Below are 3,443 nucleotides of genomic sequence, written 5' to 3' on the forward strand. Positions count from 1 at the left end.
GGCAAGTGCCTGACCGCCTACTACATCACCAATTGCATAATAACCTTTAACTGAAGTATTGTAGAATTCGTCGGTAACAATTTTGCCTTTCTCCGTTTTGATTCCTGTTTCTTCTAAACCTATGTTTTCGATGTTGGCTACAATACCAGCAGCTGAAAGCACGATGTCGGCCTCGATAGTCTGCATGCCTGATGCTGTTTTAACAGAAACTTTACAGCCTGCGCCGCTGGTATCAACAGATTCTACGCTTGCTGATGTCATGACATCGATACCTACTTTTTTGAGGCTGCGTAACAATTGTTTAGAAACATCTTCGTCTTCAACCGGAACAACGTTATCCATAAATTCTACGATGGTTACTTTTGTGCCCATGGTAGCATAGAAATAAGCAAATTCTACACCGATAGCACCAGAACCTACTACTACCATACTTTTAGGTAATTCAGGAAGTACCATTGCCTGGCGGTAGCCAATAATTTTTTTGCCATCTTGTTTCAAGTTGGGTAATTCTCTTGAACGGGCACCTGTAGCAATGATGATATTTTTAGCACTTAGTTCCTGTTGAGAACCATCTGCACCTTTAACTTCTAATTTGTTTCCTGGTTTTACTTTACCAGTTCCCATAATTACGTCAATTTTATTTTTTTTCATTAAAAATTGAACGCCTTTACTCATGCCATCGGCCACACCACGGCTGCGTTTTACCACGGCGGCAAAATCTGCGGTTGCACCGGCAGTAGTAATTCCGTAATCAGCAGCATGATTAATATATTCGAAAACCTGAGCACTTTTTAAAAGTGCTTTAGTAGGGATACAGCCCCAGTTTAAACAAATACCACCTAATGATTCACGCTCAACAATTGCAACTTTTAGTCCCAATTGAGAAGCTCTGATTGCAGCTACGTAACCACCTGGGCCGCTGCCTAAAACAATAACGTCGTAATTCATCTGTTTTTTAATCTATTTTAAAGAGATTTGTTTTTAATTGTTTTGTATTATCTGTAATCGACTGGCTTCATGCCATAATCGTGGCTGCCTACATCCGGATTACAAAATTTAAAAGATCTTCATCCATCAACAATCGTTCAAAACTAAAAAAAAAATGTCAATTGCTTAGCTCAATGTTGAGATAACAGTTAAAATTTACAATGATCGCATATTGTTGCCTTAAATTTACGCTTGCATGCTGATTGGGTGTTGGTGTTTTTGTAGATTAAAAGTAAATATTTAACAATAGGTTTAAATTACATGGTGTTTTTGCCTAAAAACTTATTGTTGATAGGTGTTATTGGAAAAATACCAACATTACACTGTCTTTTCTGCGTAAATTATAATCAACTGTAAGTTTCGTTATTAATAATCTAGTTATACGATCAAAGTGTTGATAAACTGAAAGTTATATTCTGCTCAATATGTGTTAAATGTTGAAAAGTTTTGCCCGACTTAATAATTATTTAACATTGAATGTTAAAATGTGTTAAATTTTATTGGGTACATTTGCGGCATAATATCCCTATTAGATTATTATTCAACAACAAAAAACATTTAAAAAACAAAGTATGAAGAAATCTTTACTTTTAAGATTAGTACTGGTTATTGTTGCATTTGTAGGTATTACCATTGGTGCTAATGCACAGGTAACCTCATCATCAATTTCAGGAACAGTTAAGGATGCCAAAGGCACTTTGCCCGGTGCAAGTGTTAAAGCAACACACACACCAACAGGTACGGTTTATTCTGTATCAACTAACAACGAAGGTCGCTATGTAATTAACAATATGCGTGTTGGTGGTCCCTACACTATTGAAGTTAATTTTGTGGGATATCACCCCTTCACCAGTAAAGATATTTATTTGAACTTAGGTGAAAACAGTAAGCTTGACCCTGTTCTGGTTGATAACTCAGTACTTCTAACAGAAGTAAATGTTACTGGCAGCAGAAGTTCGGTAATTGGAAGAAATAAAACAGGAACTTCTACTTCTGTTTCAAGAAACCAGTTAGATATGTTGCCAACCATTTCGAGAAATATCAATGATTTTGCACGCTTGAGTCCTATTGCTTTAGTAAGAAATAGCAGTACAGATGGTTCACCGCTTGGAATAAGCTTTGGCGGACAAAGCACACGTTATAATCAATTTACGATTGACGGTGCTAACTCAACTGACGTTTTTGGTCTAGCAAGTAATGGAACAAATGGTGGTCAGGCAGGTATTAACCCAATTCCATTTGATGCGATAGAGCAAGTACAGGTTTCACTATCCCCTTATGATGTGAGCCAAGCTGGTTTTACCGGTGGAAGTATGAATGCTGTGACAAAAAGTGGAACAAATGAGGTTCATGGAACAGCTTTTGGAACTTATCAAAACCAAGATTTAGTTGGAAGAAGTTATACAACAAGAAATAAGTATACAGATTTCAAATCTTTTCAATATGGATTAAGCATGGGCGGACCTATTATTAAAGATAAATTGTTTTTCTTCGTTGCTTATGAAGGTTTAAACAGAGACCAACCTATTGCTAACCAACCTGGTGGACCTGATGGCACATCAAAAATTAGTGTTGCTAATGCTCAGACCTTGAAAGATTTTGTGATGAACAAATATGGTTATGACGTAGGTAAAATTAATGGAATTAATCTAACTAGAAAATCTGATAATATATTTGGTCGTATTGATTGGAACATCAATGACAAAAATAAATTAATGATCCGTGGAAATTACGTTCAGGGAAGTAATTATAGTATTTCAGATTCTCAAACAGCTATGTCATTCTATAACAATGGGTATGCCCAAAGTAATAAAACGACTTCTGTTGTTGCCGAATTAAGCTCTAAGTTATCAAATAGTGCTTCTAATTTACTACGTTTAACTTACACAGCCATAAGAGACAGGAGAGATCCAGGTGCGGCGTTCCCAAGTGTTAGTATTGCTGATCCGGTTGCTGGAACTTTTAGGTTCGGTGCAGATTACAGTTCACAGGCGAATAGCTTAAATCAAGATAATTTTACTTTGACAGATAATTTCAACGTAACATTAGGTTCTCACAGTCTTACATTCGGAACAGATAATTTATTTTACAAAACTAAAAACGTATTCTTACAAGGCGTTTATGGTGATTATAGTTTCACAAGTCTGGCCGGATTTATGGCTACTCCTCAAACTGGAATGACTCAGTATCAAACGACTTATTCAACAGACAAGAGTGATCCACTAGCGCCAGCTAGAATTAAAATGGCACAATTTAGTTTATATGCTCAAGATGTTTGGAGTATCAGAGATAATTTCAGATTAACCTATGGCGTAAGAGCAGAGGTGCCTGTATATTTAAACAATCCAGTAGAGAACCCTGCGTTTAATGCTTCATCAGTAGCTGTGGCTAACAATTTAGTAAATAGCAGAACTCCAAAATCAACTATTATTGTAACACCAAGGCTAGGTTTTAAC

At 36.3% G+C, this 3,443-nt stretch carries 2 protein-coding genes; one reads left to right on the plus strand and one right to left on the minus strand.

The features are described from left to right. Positions 1 to 948: FAD-dependent oxidoreductase (locus tag AC1DPQ_RS21765; protein WP_477610851.1), on the minus strand; the 948-nt coding region annotated here is incomplete at its 3' end. Between the two features lie 611 nt (positions 949 to 1,559). Here AC1DPQ_RS21765 and AC1DPQ_RS21770 point away from each other — a divergent pair. Then, positions 1,560 to 3,443: TonB-dependent receptor (locus AC1DPQ_RS21770; protein WP_477610852.1), on the plus strand; the 1,884-nt coding region annotated here is incomplete at its 3' end.

This window comes from Pedobacter sp. 01T416_2 (assembly GCF_056398925.1).